This is a genomic window from Citrobacter cronae (genome assembly GCF_016893685.1).
In the GTDB taxonomy this organism is placed as follows: domain Bacteria; phylum Pseudomonadota; class Gammaproteobacteria; order Enterobacterales; family Enterobacteriaceae; genus Citrobacter; species Citrobacter werkmanii.
This window is the reverse complement of record NZ_CP069763.1, coordinates 1,019,973-1,037,726: the sequence shown is the minus strand read 5'-3', so window position 1 is coordinate 1,037,726 and position 17,754 is coordinate 1,019,973. Positions and strand designations below refer to the sequence as shown.

13 protein-coding genes are annotated in these 17,754 nt (G+C 53.9%); 10 read left to right on the top strand and 3 right to left on the bottom strand.

Annotated features, from left to right (window positions below):
- Positions 1-57 precede the first annotated feature (57 nt).
- From uxuA to JSN25_RS04615, 3 genes are read right to left on the bottom strand one after another with little or no spacing between them, the layout of a single operon-like run.
- Positions 58-1,242 (bottom strand): mannonate dehydratase, encoded by a 1,185-nt coding sequence (uxuA, locus tag JSN25_RS04625; RefSeq protein WP_204525479.1) that lies wholly within the window; start codon positions 1,240-1,242, stop codon positions 58-60.
- A 20-nt stretch (positions 1,243-1,262) separates the two neighbouring features.
- Positions 1,263-2,288, bottom strand: a complete 1,026-nt coding sequence (locus JSN25_RS04620; RefSeq protein ID WP_085049043.1) for a zinc-binding dehydrogenase — start codon at positions 2,286-2,288, stop codon at positions 1,263-1,265.
- Positions 2,260-3,549, bottom strand: a complete 1,290-nt coding sequence (locus tag JSN25_RS04615) for an MFS transporter (RefSeq protein WP_204525478.1) — start codon at positions 3,547-3,549, stop codon at positions 2,260-2,262. The genes JSN25_RS04620 and JSN25_RS04615 overlap by 29 nt, the downstream gene beginning before the upstream one ends.
- A gap of 547 nt (positions 3,550-4,096) precedes the next feature.
- Between JSN25_RS04615 and JSN25_RS04610 the strand changes: the two genes are divergently transcribed.
- From JSN25_RS04610 to JSN25_RS04565, 10 genes are all read left to right on the top strand, one after another.
- Entirely contained in the window at positions 4,097-5,587 is a 1,491-nt protein-coding gene (locus tag JSN25_RS04610) for an MFS transporter (protein WP_325168717.1), read from the top strand.
- Positions 5,584-7,128 carry an FGGY family carbohydrate kinase gene (locus JSN25_RS04605; RefSeq protein WP_204525477.1) on the top strand — a complete coding sequence of 515 codons (1,545 nt, stop codon included), beginning with the start codon at positions 5,584-5,586 and terminating at the stop codon, positions 7,126-7,128. Before JSN25_RS04610 ends, JSN25_RS04605 begins: the two co-directional genes overlap by 4 nt.
- A complete protein-coding gene (locus JSN25_RS04600; protein ID WP_087856258.1) occupies positions 7,125-8,804 on the top strand; it encodes a glycerol-3-phosphate dehydrogenase/oxidase in 1,680 nt (559 codons plus the stop codon). The genes JSN25_RS04605 and JSN25_RS04600 overlap by 4 nt, the downstream gene beginning before the upstream one ends.
- Positions 8,801-10,360 (top strand): FAD-binding oxidoreductase, encoded by a 1,560-nt coding sequence (locus JSN25_RS04595; protein WP_204525476.1) that lies wholly within the window; start codon positions 8,801-8,803, stop codon positions 10,358-10,360. The genes JSN25_RS04600 and JSN25_RS04595 overlap by 4 nt, the downstream gene beginning before the upstream one ends.
- Positions 10,357-10,932, top strand: coding sequence for a glycerol-3-phosphate responsive antiterminator (locus tag JSN25_RS04590; protein ID WP_042311797.1), 576 nt, complete (start codon positions 10,357-10,359; stop codon positions 10,930-10,932). Before JSN25_RS04595 ends, JSN25_RS04590 begins: the two co-directional genes overlap by 4 nt.
- A 17-nt stretch (positions 10,933-10,949) precedes the next feature.
- Entirely contained in the window at positions 10,950-11,264 is a 315-nt protein-coding gene (locus tag JSN25_RS04585) for a putative quinol monooxygenase (RefSeq protein WP_137346690.1), read from the top strand.
- A gap of 33 nt (positions 11,265-11,297) precedes the next feature.
- Positions 11,298-12,464, top strand: a complete 1,167-nt coding sequence (locus JSN25_RS04580) for an iron-containing alcohol dehydrogenase (RefSeq protein ID WP_204525475.1) — start codon at positions 11,298-11,300, stop codon at positions 12,462-12,464.
- A gap of 352 nt (positions 12,465-12,816) precedes the next feature.
- Positions 12,817-13,884: an HlyD family secretion protein gene (locus tag JSN25_RS04575; protein ID WP_069323767.1), complete on the top strand. Its 1,068-nt coding sequence runs from the start codon at positions 12,817-12,819 to the stop codon at positions 13,882-13,884.
- A complete protein-coding gene (gene rbbA / locus JSN25_RS04570) occupies positions 13,881-16,628 on the top strand; it encodes a ribosome-associated ATPase/putative transporter RbbA (protein ID WP_160955343.1) in 2,748 nt (915 codons plus the stop codon). The genes JSN25_RS04575 and rbbA overlap by 4 nt, the downstream gene beginning before the upstream one ends.
- Positions 16,628-17,752, top strand: coding sequence for an ABC transporter permease (locus JSN25_RS04565; protein WP_038635040.1), 1,125 nt, complete (start codon positions 16,628-16,630; stop codon positions 17,750-17,752). The genes rbbA and JSN25_RS04565 overlap by 1 nt, the downstream gene beginning before the upstream one ends.
- Positions 17,753-17,754 lie beyond the last annotated feature (2 nt).

The following is a 17,754-nucleotide window of genomic DNA, read 5'->3' as shown; positions in this document are numbered from 1 at the left end:
GACTGGTGCTGACTGAAAGTGAAAACCGCATGGCGGGGATACCATGCGGCAATGTGGTTACTGACTGAAGAAGGCGCGCTGGATAGCCAGTTCAACGCCGCGTACTTCAGCCAGGCCCTTAAGGCGACCAATAGCGGAATACCCTGGGTTAGTTTTCTTTTTCAGGTCATCAAGCATTTGATGACCATGGTCGGGTCGCATGGGGATAAGTGAGGCGTTGCCTTCAGCTTTACGCCGCTGTTCTTCTTCGACTATCGCTTTCACTACGCTGTACATATCGACATCACCGGAGAGATGCGCTGCCTCATGGAAGGTTTTGGGATTCTCTTCGCGTTGTGTGGAACGCAGGTGCGTAAAGTAAATTCGCGGACCGAACTGTTTGATCATCTCAACCAGATCGTTGTCTGCGCGGACGCCGTAAGATCCGGTACACATCGTAAAGCCGTTGGCCGCACTGTTTACGGTATCCACCATCCACTGCATATCTTCTATAGTAGAAACGATGCGCGGCAGGCCAAGAATCGGGCGCGGTGGATCGTCAGGATGAACCGCCATTCGTACTCCTACCTCTTCAGCGACTGGGATAATGGCTTTCAGGAACCAGGCGAAATTTTCCCGTAGGGCCGCTTTGTCGATATCTTTATAGGTTGCAAGGTGGCTACGGAATTGGTCCAGGGTATATCCTTCCTCGGCACCTGGCAGACCGGCAATGATATTGCGCGTCAGCCGGGCTTTGTCCTCTTCGCTCATATCCGCAAAACGCTGGTGAGCCTGGGCAATTTCCTCCGCGTTGTAGTCCGCTTCCGCACCAGGGCGCTTGAGGATATGCAATTCAAATGCGGCAAACTCAATCTGGTCAAAGCGCAGAGCCTTTGAACCGTCGGGTAACACATACTCCAGGTCGGTACGGGTCCAGTCCAGAACCGGCATGAAGTTGTAGCACACAGTAAAGATGCCGCATTGGGCGAGATTGCGCAGCGTCTGCTGGTAATGCTTGATCCACAGATCGTACTGGCCCGTGTGGGTCTTGATGTCTTCATGGATCGGCACGCTTTCCACGACCGACCAGACCAGACCGGCTTTTTCTACGATCTCTTTGCGTTTGAGAATTTCTTCTACGGACCAGACTTCACCGTTTGGAATATGGTGCAGCGCAGTTACCACACCCGTTGCACCAGCTTGACGAACATCGGACAACGATACGGGATCGTTTGGGCCATACCAACGCCAGGTTTGTTCCATCGCTTTATCTCCTGGAAAAATTAATGAAAGGTCGCATTGATCTTCAGATAGCGTTCCGGGTATTGATCAAGTTCCTTCACGGCGTCAGGCACATCATCAATATTCACTACCTTGCTGACGACATCCGCGGGATTAATGTTCAGCGTGGCCAGCATTTGTAACGCCTCTTCGAATTCACCTGCACTGGTACGCGATCCGCGCAGATCCAGTTCCTTAAACGTGATCAGGTTAGTGGGTAACGATGTCTCCTGTTTTGGCCAGCCGGTGAAAGCAATACGACCTGCAAATGACGCAAGATCCAGAGTTTCGCGAATTGCACTGTTGGCGCCAGATGCTTCGACTACAACCTGCGCCATCGTCCCCTGCGTGATCTCTTTGATCGCCTCAATAACCCGGATGTTCGACGGATTGATGACGTAAGGCACGCCCAGTGATTTTGCGTACTGAAGTCGTTCGTCCACGATATCGATCAGAATGGGTGTCGCACCGTAGCGCAATGCGCTCAGTGCCGCCATCAGGCCAATCGCACCGGCACCAATAATGGCGATATGCTCTCCGGCCGTCAGTTTGGCGCGATGTAGCGCATGCAGTGCGATAGTCAGTGGTTCAGCTAGCGGAGCCATCTCTGAGGCGACATCATCAGGGATTTTGTGAATTAAATGTGCGGGGTGAGCAACCACCTCCTGCATTGCGCCATCAATATGCACACCAATTACTTTTAGATTTTCACAACAATTTGTTCTGCCTACTGAGCAAGGGTAGCAATGACCACAATAAATATAAGGATCAACAATAACGCGATCACCTTCTTTAATATTTGCTGGCATGCCCTTGCCTTGTTTAATAACAATGCCTGTGACTTCATGTCCAATAATACGTGGATAGGTTACTAATGGGTTAGTACCACGAAATGCACCAATATCAGAGCCACATATCCCAGCAGCATCAACTTTTATTAGTACTTCATTATCTTTCTTTTCCGGATAATCAACCCAACGGGTTTCAATTTCACCAGGTTTATTGATGTAAACAGCTTTGACTTTCATTTGTTTTTAATCCTTTATTTTTGACAAATACGAATACCAGACAGCTGGAAACAATCGCAATAACCCCAGCCAGATAGAATGCGTAATCATATTTACCGCTAAACTGGACAATAAACCCGGTGACCAGAGGGCCAATAATTCCGGATATATTTGCCAGTCCATGCATGGCACCACCGACGCTGCCCACTTTATCTTTGTGCACGACATCCTGAATAACTGCCCAATATATAGGTCCAGTCAAATACAGCAGGAATAACGAGACTGACATCAGTCCAACGGCACTGCCGATAGTCGTAACCGTTCCTGAAACCGCCACACAGATCGCCGCGCCAGCCAGGCAAACACCGAGAATAAGACGGCGAGAAAGTAGGGCATTTCCTGTAATGCGATAGATAAAATCAGAACATACTCCGCCCAATACCATACCGATCGCGCCAATTACCCACGGGATGACGGTTGCAATACTAATTTCTTTAATATCAAGGTGTAGAGAGTGGTTAAGATAGCTTGGGAACCAGGTCAGGAAGAAAAAGAGTATGTAGTTATAACTGAAGAAGGCCAGTGTCGTTGCCCACACCATAGGCTGCTTCATGTAGTAACCGAGAGAAGGCATCGCTTTACCGTCATCCGCTAAAATGATGTCATCATGGTTTTCAAAATCGACACGTTCTTCCGGGGCGAGGTGTTTACTTTTTGAAGGTTTATCACTGGCAGTGAAATACCATAGTAATACCCAGACTAAACCGAACAGGAAAATGATACCGAATGCCGGACGCCAGCCTAATGAAAGCGCCAGCATGCCAACTACCGGACCAGAAATCGCGCCACCTAACGGTGAACCTGCGCTAAAAATACCAATCGCAGTTGCAGATTCCTTGCGTGAAATCCAGTTATTGATGATTTTATTTCCGGCCGCGCTGACCGGTCCTTCAGCCATGCCGAATAACACGCGAACAGCCAGCATAGTCCATAAGCCAGTAACCAGACTGGTCATCCCACAAAATAATGACCAGAGTAACGCGGCGACCAGAAATACTGTCTTGGGGCCAAATCTGTCACTGGCCCAGCCACCGATAAAGTTAAATAGAGCATAACCAACAAAGAATGCGCTGAATATCATACCCATCTCAGCTGCATTGAATCCTAATTCCTTTTCGATGAGTGGAGCGGTGATCGACAATGCTGAACGATCCATATAGTTAAGCATGTAAACTATAAAAAGAAGAAAAACGATAAGCCATCCCATTGTTTTTCTTTTCATGATATATCCTCTTATTGTGGTCTAGCGGCCTGACCACAATATTTAAAACCTATTTTAAGATCACCATTCTTTTGATGTTAATGTGATCAACATAACGAAAAATAAGTTTTTTAAATGATTAATATCAAATGTTTTTGCGGTTATCTATATGAATCTTAATGCTTTTATTTTGGTGGTGGAGTTTAGAGTAAAAGCGGATTTCGTATTCAACACCCATTTTTGATGAATATTGCAATAACGTTGCACAGGAAGATCTGCGATCGTTCAGCGTAAATCAGCCACCAGCGCATCGACTACGTACACTCACAGCGGCGCTCCCATCCGCTGAGAACGGAAAAATGGCTCATGGCGACCTGTTTTTGTAATGATTTATTAACATATGTGCTACAAGTCACAGAATCAACGATGAGGCAAAAAGTCGCTTTGACACGCTTTCCCTTACCTTCTAGAGTGGAAAAATACAGATTTTAGATAAGAGACTATCTGTGAAATTAAGATGGTCTCTTATTGCATTTTTTTAGCTAATGGCGACCTTCTTCCGAATATTATGAAGGGGAAAGCCATGTCCGCATGCTCATTCTCAAATCCGATAAAAATCCGTGGCGTTGATGATGTTATCAATTGCATCGACTCTCGCGGAAAAATCAGTGGCAGAGCCGGTGTTATTTGGTGGTTGGCATTAGGTGGCCTGTTCCTTGATGCTTTTTCAAATTCAGCTCTTAGTGCTGGATTAAATCCAATGACCCGCAATTTAAATCTGAGCGCAACTGAAGTTGCGTTACTTACCTCATTTTCATCGTGGGTTGCTATATTATTTAATCCCATTGGCGGCTGGATTGCCGATCGCTGGGGGCGTGTACCACCGCTGATAATCGCCAAAATAATGGCGGTGATTGGTGCGCTGTTAGTGATGTCATCCTCCAGTTTCAGCACCATAATCGTGGGCCGCTTCTTTGTTGGCGTGTCTTACGGGATGGATTTTGCCGTGGCCATGGCGATGCTGGCAGAGTTCACGCCAGTGAAACTAAAAAGCCGTTTAAACACCTGGCAAGGGGTCTGGTATGTTGCGGTTTGTTTAAATCTGGCATTAGCGCTGATGTTTTATTCCTGGGATGTTGGGGATGCTATCTGGCGTTATTCTATTGCCGTGACAGCGTTATGTGGACTCATCGTACTTTTTTTCCAGTTCCGTTATTTAGTAGAAAGTCCGGTATGGTTGGCGAGAAAATCACGGCTTTCTGATGCTGTGATCGCTATGAATAAAATATACGGTGATAATTTTATTCTGGCGTCAAAAGCGGAGCAAAAACCTGTTATTGGGCAAGCAGAAAAAGGGGCGAGAAATGTACTGCTAATATTCCGTGGCGTATATTTACCGCGTACGATTCTGGCTTCTACGGTTCAGATCTGCCAGTCAATCCAGTATTTTGGCGTCGGCTGGTATTTGCCGGTTATTAGCGCCGCGATGTTCGGTAAAAACTTTGTGTACGCAACCTTGTGTTCACTATTTTTTAACGTATTTGGTATTGTTGGTGGTTTCTTGTCTCCTGCAATCGGTCGTCGTCTTGGCTTGCGCCGCTCTTCGGCGATCGGTTTTGCCGTGGCTTTTCTCGTACTGCTCACGCTGGGACTGTTCAGCGACAGTATGCCGCTGTGGGCCTCTTTGCTGGTTCCCGCGTTGTTTATTCTTTGTCACTCAGGTGGACCCGGTGCAAACGGGAAAAGCCTTTCATCCCTCTCTTTTCGCAGTGAACTGCGGGCAGGCGCAAATGGCGTGGTCGGTGCGCTCGGGGCAATAGGTGCGGCGCTCGGTCTGTTTATCTTCCCCGTTTTCCGTGATCTCTACGGCCTGCAAACGACCTTCCTGATCATGTCCGCCGTGCCGTTGTTCGCCAGCATCGTCTGCTTTGTGATCCCATGGGATCCCACTCGCACCACGATTCAGCCGGATAACGAGCCTGGCGCCCCGCAGTTCGAATCACCCCATTCACCCTATCCTGAGTCGATGGCCCCGGAATCAAACAGGAGTACGAAATGATTGAATATGAAGATGTCATCCTGGCTATTGATGAAGGTACATCAGGTACGCGTGCGGCAGTGGTGGGGCGAAATAGCCAGGTCCACTGTCTTGAATACCAGCCGCTTCAGGTCAGTAGCCAGCGCCATGGCGTTGTTGAACAAGATGCTGATGAAATTTTGCAGGCCACTATTGCGGTGTGTCGTACAGCGATTGCCAATGCGCAGCACAGCAAGATGCGTATTGTGGCGCTGGCGATTGCGACGCAACGTTCAACGGCGGTGCTATGGGATGCAATCACTGGCAAGGCGCTGGCGCCTGCGATGGTCTGGCAGGATGCGCGTTTTACGGATGAGCTGGCGCGACTTGCCCCGGAATGGGATGCGAAACTGCTGCCAGTAATTGGACGACCGGTTGGGATACGTTCACCTTACCTCTGGGCGTCATACCATATCGCCAATACACCGGCAGTGAAGAGGGCGCACCAGGCTGGAACCCTGGTTTTTGGCACCGTTGACAGTTTGTTGCTCTGGCATCTGGCGGAAGAAAAAAAATGTGTCACCACCCCCACCAACGCCACCTCTGCGGGCGCGTATTGCCTCAACGAGCATCAGTACCATTTGCCATGGCTGCAGACGCTGAAGTTCCCGACGTCATTGCTGCCTGAATTGCACGATGATACCGATGATTTTGGCTCTACGCGTGAAGATATCCTCGGGATCAGCGTCCCGATCCGGGCTTGCGCCGGGGATCAGTTTGCGGGGGCTATTGGGCTGGGTTGCACTGAGCGCGGGCAGGCGTTGTGTATGCATGGGACCGGCAGCTTTGTTGATTTAATGATGGGGCCGACGGTGCCGACATTGAAAAAAAGCTGTGAAAGTACGCTCACCATGACCGCGCGCCGACAAAAAGGACGCTCGCACTTCTCTGTAGAAACATTCGTCCCGACGACCGGTTCGGCCCTGAACTGGGTGTGCGAAAAGCTGCGCTGGTTCGACTCACCCGAGCAAATCAGCGAGCTGGCTGCACAGGCTAATGATTCTGGCGGCGTGAGTTTCATTCCAGCATTAACGGGGCTGCGTGTTCCTCATTTGCAGCCGCATGCCCGCGCCTCGCTTAACGGTATTTCAATCTCGACCACACGTCCGCAGGTGGCCTACGCCATTCTGGAAGGCATTGCGCATTCGGTAGCCGCCTGTATGCGCGCCAATGAAGCGGCAACCGGCATCGCAACGCAAGAGCTGGTGGTAGGCGGCGGGTTGTCCAATAGCGACACGTTATTGCAAATCCAGGCCGATGTTAGCGGCATCCCCGTACGGCGGATGGCCGAAACGGCGAGGGCCAGCTTACGCGGCGCGGCGTTTCTGGCGGGAGCCGATGGGCTGCTGTGGGATTCGTTGTCTGATGCCTGCGCCGCGCTGAAAACGGCGCGTCTGTTTGAACCCAAAATCAGTCATGACCTTCGCGAACAAAAAATCAACCGCTGGGAGATGCGTATTGCGCTCGAAATGGAAACCGCCAGCAGCCTCACTACCGCTAATCAGGAGCACGCCGACTCATGAAGTTTTTCCCTTCGCGAAAGCCAAACAAAACACGCAGTGATATGTACGGCGCCGAACCGTTGCGTCTTCAGCGTCCTGAGCAACTGGACCGACTGGAAAGCGAAACCTACGACATTCTGATTGTCGGCGGCGGAGTGACGGGGGCCTATGCGGCGCTGGATGCCAGCTTGCGCGGATATCGGGTGGCGTTAATTGAGAAGAGTGATTTTGCCTCGGGGACGTCATCCAAGTCATCAAAAATGGTGCACGGCGGCCTGCGTTACATCGAGCAAGGGAACCTCGGACTGGTACGTCATTCTTTGCTCGAGCGCCAGCGTATGCGCCGCAATGCTCGCCATCTGGTGCAGCGGCTGCCCTTTTTATTTCCGGTACTCGATAAGAATGGCGTGTTTGATAAACGCATGTCCTCTGCGTTTGAAAGTCTGCTCTGGACCTACGATCTCGCCGGGGGATGGCGGGAAGGTATTCTTCACCAAAAATTAACGCCGGCGGAAGTGTTATCGCACTGCCCAACGCTGAAAGAAGAGCAACTCTCCGGCGGCTTTATGTATTTCGATGCCCGTGTTGATGACGCCAGGTTAACGCTGGCCCTGGTGCGGACGGCGGCGTTTCATGGGGCGACGGTAACAAACCATGCCGAAGTCATCGAAACCACACGCGACCAGCATGGCAAGGTCAATGGGGGCATCGTGTATGCCGATGGCAGGGAAATCCGGGTCAAAGCGCGGGTGGTCATTATGGCGACGGGTGTCTGGTTGCGTGACTGGAGTGGGCTGAAAAAAGGGGAATCATCGCCGCTGAATATCCGTCCGGCGAAGGGGGTTCATGTCGCCATCCCGTGGATGAAAATTCGCAATGATTGCACGGTGACCATTCCGGTGGCCGGACGCAGTCGGCGCGCGACCATTACGCGCTGGGGCAACGTCTCCTATCTGGGCACCACGGATGAAGACTATCAGGGCGATTTGAACGATGTTCACTGCAATCGCACTGAACTGGACTTTCTGCTGGAAGGCGCAAACTCGGCGCTGAAAACGGATCTGCGTCCGGAAGATGTGGTGGGAAGTATCGCTGGTTGCCGCCCGCTTGTCGGTACCGCGGGCGGTAAAACCGTTGAGATGAAGCGTAACCATGAGATCAGGGTTGCAGCGGACGGACTGATTACCATTGTCGGCGGCAAACTGACGACCTCGCGCCACATGGCGGAAGAAACCATTGATGCGGCCAGCAAAATACTGGGCCGTAAAAAAGCCTGCTCAACGAAAACTGCGTATTTGCTGGGCGCGGCTGGCTATGACCCACAGGCCATTCTGGCCTCTGGCGGCCTGTCTGCGCATCTGGGCGAGCGCTATGGCACCGAAGCGCATTTTGTCAGTGACATTATTCAGGCCGATCCCTCGCTGGTTAAACCTATCGTGGAAGGGCTTCCCTACACCGAAGCGGAAGTGGTGTATGCCGTACGCCATGAGCTTGCCAGCACCGTTGATGATGTGCTGTCGCGTCGAATTCGCGCGCGCCTGATGGCACGCGATGCGTCAGCCATTGCCGCTGAACGCGTTGGGGAAATACTGCAACAAGAACTCCGGTTACAGCCTGAACAGGTGGCAAAACAGGTAGCCAGCTATCAGGCCGCAATTAAACATGAAAAATCAATGCTTATGGGGACATCAGAATGATCAGTAAAGAAGCGATTAAACGTGGTTATAACCGTGGAAACTATACCATTGGCGCACATACTCGCCCCGCATGGGCAACAGATATCACCAGCAGCAATGGCGCAAGAGGAATGCAGGTAGATCCCGTTGCGATTAGCGAAGCGACGTTTGACCGGCTGCGGGTGATTGCTGATGAGGTGCTGACGTCGGAGTCCGATGTGATTACCTGGACCCGCGACTGGTGGGCCGGTTCAATGATTGCGGAAACCCAGGGCGCGCCTGCCACCTCAAAAGGCGTGATTGTACGCGTTTCTACCGTAGAACAGATTCAGGACGTAATGCGCCTCGCCAGTGAATCCGCTATTCCGGTTACAGTTTCTGCCGGGCGAAGTAACGTTACCGGAGCCGCATTACCGCTGCGCGGAGGGATTGTGCTAGACGTTTGCGAACTCAACAAATTGCTCGATTTTGACCCACAAAGCCAGATTGTTGAGGTAGAAGCCGGCATGTTTGGCGATATTTTCGAGCAAACTATCCAAAAAGAGTATGGCATGACCATGGGGCACTGGCCGTCATCGTTTGGGATCAGTACCGTCGGCGGTTGGGTCGCCTGTCGCGGTGCGGGACAGCTTTCTACCCGCTACGGAAAAATTGAAGATATGGTTTTTGGCATGGATGTGGTGCTGGCCGATGGGCGCTTAATCACCGTTGGCGGTTATGCACGCAGCGCTATCGGACCTGATTTACAGCAAATGTTTATCGGTTCGGAAGGCACGCTGGGCGTGATAGTACGTGTGCGTTTGAAGCTACATCGTCTGCCGGATTATGGCCGCGCTATCGCATGGGGTTTTTCCAGCTTCGCTAGTGGGCTGGAGGCGTGTCGCGAAATCTTACAGCATGGCGCTAATCCAGCGGCACTGCGCTTGTACGATAACCTGGAAAGCGGCGTGCAGTTTGGCCTGCCCGAGACCAACGTCCTGTTGATTGCGGATGAGGGAGAACCCGACATTGTCGACGCGGTGCTGGCGATCAGTGAACGTATTTGTCAGCAGAGCGGAGAAGAACTTGACGGTGAATCTATCTTTGAGCGCTGGCTGGATACCCGGTATCTGACGGGAAAAAGCGCCGAAGGCTTTAAGAAAAGCCCCGGCCTGGTGGCGGATACGCTGGAAATGGTGGGGCGTTGGCGCGATCTCAGCGCGGTTTATGATGATGTGGTGGCAGCGATCAATGCCGTACCGGGCACGCTGGCGGGGTCAGCGCATCAGTCCCATGCCTACGTCGACGGCGCATGTCTTTACTTCTCACTGCGTGGCGATGTGCCCGTCGAGCAGCGTGCGGCCTGGTATCGTGCGGCATGGGACGCGGCAAATGCGGTGCTGATTAAACACAAGACTTCCCTTAGCCATCACCATGGCGTCGGGCTGCTCCGTTCCCCCTACATGCAGGCTTCTTTAGGTGAATCGCTGTCGGTTCTGGCTGATATTAAAAAAGCGCTGGATCCGCAAAATATCCTTAACCCGGGCAAGCTGGGCTTAAGCGCTCAGCTTTACGCACATCAGGCAGGTCAATCATGATAAAAAACCTTGGCGTGCTCCTGGCACGCCAGCCCGTCATCATGGCGATTTACGGCATTGAGCAACTGAAAACCGCACTGTCCAGCAAAGCTGAAGTCTGCATCATTGCCAATATCGATCTGATTAAGCTCCAGCCGGTGATCGAACTGCTGTCGAAGGCGGGAAAGTACGTCATCGTGAATATCGACAGTTGTAATGGGCTGTCCCAGGATAAAGGCGGCATTGATTATGTGGCCGAAACGGGGGCGATGGGGTTGCTTTCCACGCGTCTGCAAACCGTACAGCGCGCGAAAAAATGCGGGTTGATCACCATGCAGAAAATCTTCGTCACCGACCGCTCTACCTGGCTACGCAGCCTGAAAGCCGTGGAGCAAAGCGAACCCGATTATGTGCAACTGATGCCTGCGCAGATGCTGCCGTTGCTGCCGCAGGCCGATCGTAATGTGTTGCCGCCGATTGTGGCCTCCGGGTTTGTCTGCAATGAGGAACATGCCCGGACGGCGCTGTTGCACGGCGCGATAGCTGTATCAAGCAGCGACAGCGCGTTATGGGATGTGAATTTGCTACGTTAAACCACCGGGAGCCAAAAATGGAAAACACGCAGCTGTTTGTCGTTGCACATTATTTTGCCCAACCGACGATGGGTCACAAAGTTAACGACGCGCTCAGAATACTGGCAGAGGCAACGCGTCAGGAGCCTGAAAATATATCGTATGAGTTTTTCCGTTCCACGGAAGACGGCGATCGCTTTGTGATTCTTGAAACCTATCGTTGCGCAGAGGGGCTCGAACTTCACCGGAAAACGGAACATTTTCAACGAATTGGCACTGGCATTATTGCCCCGATGTTGGAGCGTAAAGAGGTGAAAAGCTTTCACATTCCTCCTGATGAACCGCATTGCTAAAAGCTGTCCATTTTTACTGCAAGGAATACCCCAATGAAAAATGTCATGAAGGATTTTGCGTTTACGACGGTAGCGGAAATCATCGTCGAGTGGGCGGGTGCGTCACGGTTAGGGGAGATTCTTCAGCAACGGTTTAGCGCACGTCGTGTATTGCTGGTGACCGATCCCGGTCTGGTCAAGGCTGGGGTTTTGCCACCGGTTCTGCACAGTCTGCACAACGCAGGGTTTCAGGTGATGCTTTATGATCGGGTCCAACCCGATCCACACGAGCGCCTCGTTCGCGAAGCTTTACAGGTTGCCCGCGATGGTAACTGCGAAATGGTTATTGGTCTGGGCGGCGGCTCCTCGCTCGATGTCGCAAAGCTGGTGGCTGTATTAATCAACTCTGAACAAGACCTGCCGGAGCTTTACGGCATCGACAAGGTCGCCGGGAAACGTCTACCGCTGGTTAACATTCCCACCACCGCCGGCACCGGGTCTGAAGTCACCAATATTGCAATTTTGACGACCAACGATGACAGCAAAATGGGCATTGTCTCCCCGCAACTGTATGGCGATTTGGTGCTATTGGATGCGCAACTGACCCTGGGACTTCCTCCTGTCCATACTGCCGCCGCCGGGATAGATGCGATGGTGCATGCGATTGAGGCCTATACCGGCAAGCATAAGAAAAACCCACTCTCGGACGCGCTGGCCCGCGAAGCGTTACGTTTAATCAGTCGCCAACTGGTGACCGCATGCCGTGACGGGCACAACCGTGAAGCGCGAGAAAATGTGCTGCTGGGCGCGATGCTGGCGGGACAGGCTTTTGCTAACTCTCCGGTGGCGGCGGTGCATGCACTGGCTTATCCCTTGGGTGCCAGACACCATATCCCGCACGGCTTGTCGAATGCGCTAATGTTGGTTCCGGTGCTGCAGTTTAACGTGGCGGTAACGGCCCCACTTTATGCCGAGCTGGCTCCCGTCATTGGGGCACAGGTGACAGGAAACGTGGATATCGATGCCCAGTCGTTTATTGCCGGGATGGTAAGCATTATTGCGGCAACCGGGGCGCCCAACAGGCTGCGTGACGTTGGTGTTCCCGCAGACGGTCTGGCGATATTGGCGCAGGATGCCATGCAGCAGACCCGCTTGCTGGGCAATAATCCCGTTACACTTAATGAAGATGATGCGTTGCGGCTTTACCAGCAGGCTTATTAAACCCAGAACGTGTCCGGTGAGCGGATCACTGGACATGCTTGGTCGGCGGCGATATCCCCACTACAACCGAATAGACATCTTGAATCCAGGTGTTAGTATTCAATAGACAGCAGTTATGAGTATGCGTGTTTCATTTCCGGCCAGGAACGCTGATGATGACAACATTACTACCCGATTTCACAGCATTTTCGTCATTCACTTCCTTCGCGGCGCGCGTTGCCTTAACGCCTGCTCGCTCAATGGCCATTGTTTTTCATTCCTTCTCATCCCGGATGGAATCTCCCGCTGAATAGCTGTTCAGTGGGCTTTGTGACACGCAACGTTTGATAACAGGGATTACGGCGGGTCGAATATGGATAAGTTTAAGCGTCATCTGATGTGGTGGGGAGCGGGTGTTCTTGTGGTGGTGGCTGCGATAGCCTGGTGGACGCTGCGCCCTGCGGGAATACCGGAGGGGTTTGCAGCCAGCAACGGCAGAATTGAAGCCACCGAAGTGGATATTGCCACTAAGATTGCCGGGCGTATTGATACCATCCTCGTTTCGGAAGGGCAGTTTGTCCGTCAGGGCGAGGTGCTGGCGAAAATGGATACCCGCGTGCTGCAGGAACAGCGGCTGGAGGCGATCGCGCAAATCAAAGAAGCCGAAAGCGCGGTGGCGGCGGCGCGGGCGTTGCTGGAACAGCGGCAAAGTGAAATGCGCGCCGCGCAGTCGGTGGTAAAACAGCGTGAGGCGGAACTGCAGTCGGTCTCTAAACGTCACGTGCGTTCCCGTTCGCTATCCCAGCGAGGGGCGGTGTCCGAGCAACAACTGGATGACGATCGGGCCGCGGCAGAAAGCGCACGCGCCGCGCTGGAGTCGGCAAAGGCGCAGGTCTCTGCGGCCAAAGCGGCGATTGAAGCCGCTCGTACCAGCATCATTCAGGCGCAGACCCGCGTAGAAGCCGCGCAGGCTACCGAACGTCGCATTGCCGCTGATATTGATGACAGCGAGCTGAAAGCTCCGCGCGATGGTCGCGTACAGTATCGCGTAGCCGAACCGGGCGAAGTGCTTTCCGCGGGTGGGCGCGTGCTGAATATGGTCGATCTCAGCGATGTCTACATGACGTTCTTCTTACCTACCGAACAGGCTGGCTTACTGAAGATTGGCGGCGAAGCGCGACTGGTGCTGGATGCCGCGCCGGATCTGCGCATTCCGGCGACCATCAGCTTTGTGGCCAGCGTCGCGCAGTTCACGCCGAAAACGGTGGAAACCAGCGATGAACGGCTGAAGCTGATGTTCCGCGTCAAAGCGCGTATCCCGCCAGAGCTGTTGCAGCAGCATCTCGAGTACGTGAAAACCGGTCTGCCGGGCATGGCGTGGGTGCGTGTCGATGAAAATCGCGCCTGGCCTGACGACCTGATGGTGAGGTTGCCGCAATGACGCATCTGGCGCTGGTTCCTGTTCCTCCCGTGGCGCACCTTGACGGCGTGAGTCAGCATTACGGGAAAACGGTCGCGCTGAACAATATCACGCTGGATATTCCTGCCCGTTGCATGGTGGGGTTGATTGGCCCGGATGGCGTGGGGAAATCGAGCTTGTTGTCGCTCATCTCCGGCGCGCGGGTCATTGAACACGGTAACGTGATGGTGCTGGGCGGCGATATGCGCGACCCGCAGCACCGCCGGGATGTCTGCCCGCGCATTGCCTGGATGCCGCAGGGGCTGGGGAAAAACCTGTACCACACGCTGTCGGTATATGAGAACGTCGATTTCTTTGCCCGCCTGTTTGGTCATGATAAAGCGGAGCGCGAAGCGCGGATTACCGAGCTACTGAACAGTACCGGCCTGGCGCCGTTTCGCGATCGTCCTGCCGGGAAACTCTCGGGGGGGATGAAACAAAAACTGGGGCTGTGCTGCGCGTTGATCCACGACCCGGAGCTATTAATTCTCGATGAACCCACCACCGGGGTCGACCCCCTGTCCCGCGCTCAGTTCTGGGATCTGATTGACAGTATTCGCCAGCGCCAGACCAACATGAGCGTGCTGGTTGCGACCGCCTACATGGAAGAAGCCGAGCGCTTTGACTGGCTGGTGGCGATGAACGCCGGGGAAGTGTTAGCCACCGGGAGCGCGCAGCAGCTACGGGAACAAACCGCCAGCGACACGCTGGAGCAGGCGTTTATCGCGCTGTTACCCGAAGCCCAGCGTCAGGCGCACAAACCGGTGGTGATCCCGCCGTATCACGCTGAGCGGGAAGAGATTGCCATTGAGGCGAAAGATTTGACTATGCGCTTCGGCAAGTTCGTCGCCGTTGACCACGTTAACTTTCGCATTCCGCGCGGGGAAATCTTCGGTTTTCTCGGCTCCAATGGCTGCGGCAAATCTACCACCATGAAGATGCTCACCGGACTGCTGCCCGCAAGCGAAGGCGAGGCATGGCTGTTTGGGCAAGCGGTTGATCCGAAGAATATCGATACCCGCCGCCGGGTAGGCTATATGTCACAGGCGTTCTCGCTCTACAGCGAGCTGACCGTGCGGCAAAACCTCGAACTACACGCGCGGCTGTTCCATATCCCTGAGGCAGAAATCCCTGAGCGCGTACAAGAGATGAGCGAGCGCTTTAGCCTGACCGATGTCGAAGACGCGTTGCCCGGCGCGCTGCCGTTGGGGATCCGGCAACGCCTGTCGCTGGCGGTGGCGGTGATTCATCGCCCGGAAATGCTCATTCTTGATGAGCCGACCTCCGGGGTCGATCCGGTGGCGAGGGACATGTTCTGGCAATTGATGGTCGATTTGTCGCGGCAGGATAAAGTGACCATTTTTATCTCCACCCACTTTATGAACGAAGCGGAGCGCTGCGATCGCATGTCGCTGATGCACGCCGGAAAAGTGCTGGCCAGCGGCACGCCGCAGGAACTGGTGAAGCAGCGCGGTGCCGCCAGTCTGGAAGAGGCGTTTATCTCCTGGTTACAGGAGGCCGCAGGCCCGGCGCCGGAGACGACGCTTTCGCAAGCGGATGCGCCGGTGGTGCATGAAAATAATCAGCCGCCACGCCAGGGCTTTAGCCTGCGGCGTTTGTTCAGCTACAGCCGGCGTGAAGCGCTGGAGCTGCGACGCGATCCGGTGCGCTCCACGCTGGCGCTGATGGGGACGGTGATCCTGATGCTGATTATGGGCTACGGCATCAGTATGGATGTGGAAAACCTGCGTTTTTCGGTGCTCGATCGTGACCAGACCGTCAGTAGCCAGGCGTGGACGTTGAATCTGGCGGGGTCGCGCTATTTTATCGAGCAGCCGCCGCTCACCAGTTATGACGAACTGGACAAACGGATGCGTTCGGGAGAGGTGGCGGTAGCCATTGAAATCCCGCCCAATTTTGGCCGCGATATCGCGCGTGGAACGCCGGTGAAGATTGGCGTCTGGGTTGATGGGGCGATGCCGAGCCGCGCAGAAACGGTCAGAGGCTATGTACAGGCGATGCACCAGACCTGGCTGCAGGATGTGATGGCGCGTCAGCCCAATGCCAGTGGAAAAAACGGGCTGATGACCATCGAGACGCGCTATCGTTACAACCCGGATGTGAAGAGCCTGCCGGCGATTGTTCCGGCGGTGATCCCGCTGCTGTTGATGATGATTCCCTCCATGCTCAGCGCACTCAGTGTGGTGCGCGAAAAAGAGCTGGGGTCGATTATCAACCTGTACGTTACGCCCACCACCCGCAGCGAGTTTTTGCTCGGCAAACAGTTGCCTTACATCGTGCTGGGAATGCTGAACTTCCTGCTGCTATGTGCGCTGTCGGTGTTTGTCTTCGGCGTCCCACATAAGGGCAGCTTTTTAACGCTGACGCTGGCCGCGCTGCTGTACGTCACCATTGCTACCGGACTGGGCTTGTTAATCTCTACGTTTATGAAAAGCCAGATCGCCGCCATTTTTGGTACGGCGATTATTACGCTGATCCCGGCGACGCAGTTTTCCGGGATGATCGATCCGGTGGCCTCGTTGGAAGGGCCGGGACGCTGGATTGGTGAAATTTATCCGACCAGCCATTTTCTGACCATTGCGCGCGGGACGTTCTCTAAAGCGCTGGATCTGGCGGATCTTTGGCAGCTATTTATCCCGCTGGCAATCGCCATTCCGGTAGTGGTTGGTCTGAGCGTATTACTGCTGAAAAAACAGGAGGGGTGATGCGCCGATTACGCAATATTTATAACCTTGGCATCAAAGAGTTACGCAGTCTGCTGGGTGACAAAGCGATGCTGACGCTGATCGTTTTCGCCTTCACGATTTCGGTTTACTCCTCCGCAACTGTCCTGCCGGGGTCGCTGCATCTGGCGCCGATTGCCATCGCGGATATGGACCAGTCGCAGTTGTCGAACCGGATTGTGAACAGCTTTTATCGCCCGTGGTTTTTGCCGCCGGAGATGATCACCGCCGATGAGATGGATGCCGGGCTGGATGCCGGTCGCTACACCTTCGCCGTGAACATTCCGCCTGATTTTCAGCGTGATGTGCTGGCCGGGCGACAGCCGGATATCCAGGTCAACGTCGATGCCACGCGGATGAGCCAGGCCTTCACCGGCAACAGCTATATCCAGAATATCATTAGCGGTGAAGTGAATAGTTTTGTGGCGCGTTACCGCGACAATAATGAGCCGCCGGTGGCGCTGGAAATGCGCATGCGCTTTAACCCCAATCTGGAGCCAGCCCGCTTTGGCGCGGTAATGGCGATCATCAACAACATCACTATGCTGGCGATTGTGCTTACCGGGTCGGCGCTGATCCGCGAGCGCGAACATGGGACCATTGAGCACCTGCTGGTGATGCCGGTGACACCGTTTGAGATAATGATGGCGAAAATCTGGTCGATGGGACTGGTGGTGCTGGTGGTTTCCGGTCTGTCGCTGATGCTGATGGTAAAAGGCGTGCTCGGGGTGCCAATTGAAGGCTCGATACCGCTGTTTATGCTGGGCGTGGCGCTGAGCCTGTTCGCCACCACCTCGATCGGCATTTTTATGGGTACGCTGGCGCGTTCCATGCCGCAACTGGGGCTGCTGATGATTCTGGTGCTACTGCCGTTACAGATGCTCTCCGGCGGCTCCACGCCGCGTGAAAGCATGCCGCAGGCGGTGCAGGATATTATGCTGACCATGCCGACCACCCACTTTGTCAGCCTCGCGCAGGCGATACTTTATCGCGGGGCGGGGTTTAGCATCGTCTGGCCGCAGTTCCTGACGCTGCTGGCGATTGGCGGTGCGTTCTTCCTGATAGCGCTGCTGCGTTTTCGCAAGACTATTGGCACAATGGCGTAAAC